Consider the following 3,397-nt stretch of genomic DNA (forward strand, 5'->3'; position numbering starts at 1 on the left):
ATTTGCGGAATTTGAGCGATCCCTTCTTAAGGAGCGGCAGAGAGAAGGGATAGAGATTGCTAAAAGAAAGGGAAAATACCGGGGAAGAAAGCGTGCACTTGATGAAACACAGATTAAAGATCTCAAAGCAAGGGCGAATGCCGGAGAAGTTAGAACCAACCTAGCGAAAGAGTACGGTATCAGCCGCGAAACCCTCTATAGCTACCTGAGGAAGTAAGATTGTCGCCAGACTTGGAGAGACTGAAACTCGTATCCTGCTTCTTGGCATTGAAATGAGAAACTATATTAAAGGTAACAAGCATACATGATTGGAAGTACAGGCAAGAGGATACAACTCCTGACGGACGACGAAATTGAAGAACTCTATCGGCTGCCGGTCTTCAATCAAACTGAACGGGAAGAGTATTTCTCTCTGGATGACAGTCTACTCGATATTGTTAACGGGTTACTCAAAACCGAAACCAAAATATACATGATTCTCCTTATCGGGTATTTCAGGGCAAAGCCGGTGATACCTCGCTTTCAGCTATGTGATACAGAAGAAGATACACGGTACATCTGCGACACCTTCAAACTCGACATACCAAGGTGGGATTGGACTGTTTCCAAGGGAGCTAGGGCAAATATGGTATCACAAACGCTCTCTGCTCTCGGGTTTAGTCAACTAAAACAAGAACAAAGCCGTAGCATGTCCATTCGGCTAGCTGATGTGGCCACCATCAGCACGGAGCCTAAATATATCCTTGATGAATGCTTGGCCTTTCTCGGTCAGAACCGCATCGCCTTGCCTGGCTACAGTACCCTTCAAGATCTTGTTACTGCGACACTGACGGCAGAAAGAAACCGTACCACTCAAATATTGTCAGAAAGAATGTCGGCGACAACTCAGGAAAAACTCAGCCATATATTGAATGACAAAGGAGTGTTAAATGGTCTGTCAGGGTTCAAGGGAACTGCACGGGATTTCAGTCCATCGGAATTAGACCGCGAACTGAGCACAATGCAGCTCCTTCGAACGGTTTATCCAGAGGTGAAACAGCTGTTGTCTGAACTCGGCCTGTCTCGAGGAAATATGATTTATTACACGTCCCTCATCCGCTCAGGTTCAACTTTTCAACTACGACGATCTCCAAAATGGCAGGGACTGCTCTATCTTTCCTGTTATATCTTCTACCGTTATAGGGAAGCAAATGATCGGCTGGTGTCGAGCTTCAATTACCTAGTTAGAAAGCACCATGAGTCTCGGATAGAATCAGCAAGATCGCGTGTTGCCAAAGAGCTAGACATCATTCAGGACACGCTAAAATCGGCTGGAAACATACTCAGGTACTTTACCGATGACAATATTAGTGACAACACTACGCTTGGTGAACTAAGAAAAACTGCATTTTCAACTATGTCTCCGGAAGACATGTTGTTGGTCAGCACCCATCTGGTTGATGGCCGCTTTAATCGGGCAGAATATCAATGGCAATACACTGATAGCCAGTCACGCAAAACAGCGGGCAGCCTGAGGAAGTTATTTCTTGCTCTCGACATTGAATGTGAGGCTGGCCAGCCAGCGTTGAGGGCACAAATTTCAAATGCCAGAGAAGAGCTACTTACCAACAAGAAACTGACGTCGATGGATCTCAGGCTAGTCACGCATAGTGATTTGAAACATCTCGTTACTGACGGAGATACTAACTGCGTCAGGTTTGAATTTTACCTCTACCGTAAAATTTCAGGAATGATAGACACTGGTAAGGTGTATATCAGTGAGAGTGAACGTAACAAACGACTTGAGGATGATCTCATCCCTTTAGATGTATGGAAGAAGGACAAAGCATCTCTGATAGAGAAAACAGGCCTAGAACGACTATCCAATTCGATTGAACATACTTTGGCAGAACTTGATAATCGCTTTGTTGAAAAGCTAGGAAAGGTCACTGCCAACATTAACGCAGATGCCAACGACTTTGTCCGAGTTCAGCCCCGAACTAGCCGCCTTGCTTGGAGCTTAGCAAACCGACGTTGGAAAACACCCCTGGACAATCCCGTATACAGTCAGGTTCAGCATATGGGAATAATTGACATCATGAATTATGTCAGCAGAAAAACTGGCTATCTTGAGGCATTCGAGAGTCTCTCATTGAGAAAAAGAAACACTGAAGCACGAAGTCACGACTTGATTGCTTGTATCTTTGGGAACGGTGCAAACTACGGCCTGCACCGCCTTGCCACCTCATCAGACAGAAGTATCGGTATTCTTCGCTCTGTTAATGACAGTTACATTAGACCGGAAACAACTGGGGCTGCCAATGATTTGATTTCGAATGCCCTCGCTAGGCTTCCCATTTTTCGCCATTACACCATTAATGAATCCGCCCCATTTGGCAGTATTGATGGCCAGAAACATGCTTGCCGTATTAATACGTTCAAAGCCAGGTACTCAGCAAAGTATTTCCAGAAAGGTAAAGGGGTTTCGGCTATGACGTTAGTGTCAAACCATGTGCCTTTAAATACGACAGTGATATCGGCTAATGAATATGAAGGACACTACGCATTTGATCTGTTGTATAACAACAGCAGTGACATTCAGCCAAAGTCTCTGGCGACAGATAACCACGGTACCAATAATGTGAACTTCGCTGTTCTAGATATTTTCGGTTATCAGTTTTCACCTCGATACGCCAAATTCAAGCATGCTTTTGAAAACGTGTTTGAGGTCAATATAGATGGGGATCTTGAGATCAAGATTAAAAAACCAATTCGCATAAAGTTAATTAAAGAAGAGTGGGAGCGGATCCAACATATCATCTGCTCTCTGAGCCGGAAATCAACGGAACAACACGTCATCATTCGTAAGCTGTCAAACAGTAAGCGAGGTAGCCGGACACTCGCCGCTCTGCGAGAATATGACCGCTTGATTAAGTGCCTTTACATGCTTGATTATATTGATAGAAAGGATTTGAGGCAGTTTGTCCAACAAGCGCTGAACCGGGGTGAAGCCTATCATCAGCTTCGCCGTGCAATAGGAAACCTTAACGGAGATCAGTTACGGGGTGGAAATGATTATCAGGTTGAGCAATGGAACGACTGTGCCCGTCTGATTGCCAACTGCATAATTTACTACAATTCAGCATTGCTATCTGCCCTTGTAGAACGTTTCGAGAAGCAAAAAAATGATGATGCTATCGATCTCCTAGCAAATATTTCACCAGTAGCCTGGGGGCATATTCAATTGACGGGACACTACGTCTTTGAAGAAAAAGAAGACATGCTGAACTTGGAAAGTATGATCGAAAGCGTCCACCCAATTACCTCAGACGCTGAGTTAGGTGATATTACTTCTGTGACTTAACTTAGCCATAAAATGAAGAATGAACTTTTCGGGGAAATGTGCGCAATACCCCAA

2 protein-coding genes are annotated in these 3,397 nt (G+C 44.4%); both read left to right on the plus strand.

Going from position 1 to position 3,397, the window contains the following annotated elements:
* The coding region (locus ACED46_RS21545; protein ID WP_371722418.1) for a recombinase family protein at positions 1-217 on the plus strand (217 nt) is incomplete at its 5' end.
* Positions 218-304: 87 nt separating this feature from the next.
* On the plus strand, positions 305-3,343 hold the full coding sequence (locus ACED46_RS21550; RefSeq protein ID WP_371722419.1) for a Tn3 family transposase: 3,039 nt from the start codon (positions 305-307) through the stop codon (positions 3,341-3,343).
* The last annotated feature ends 54 nt before the right edge of the window (positions 3,344-3,397 follow it).

This window comes from Vibrio sp. 1S139 (assembly GCF_041439475.1).
Taxonomy (GTDB): Bacteria; Pseudomonadota; Gammaproteobacteria; order Enterobacterales; family Vibrionaceae; genus Vibrio; species Vibrio crassostreae_C.

What these genes read in the sequence shown, in the direction of transcription:
- ACED46_RS21550 (WP_371722419.1), top strand. Translation starts at nt 305, where the DNA reads ATGATTGGAAGTACAGGCAAGAGGATACAACTCCTGACGGACGACGAA.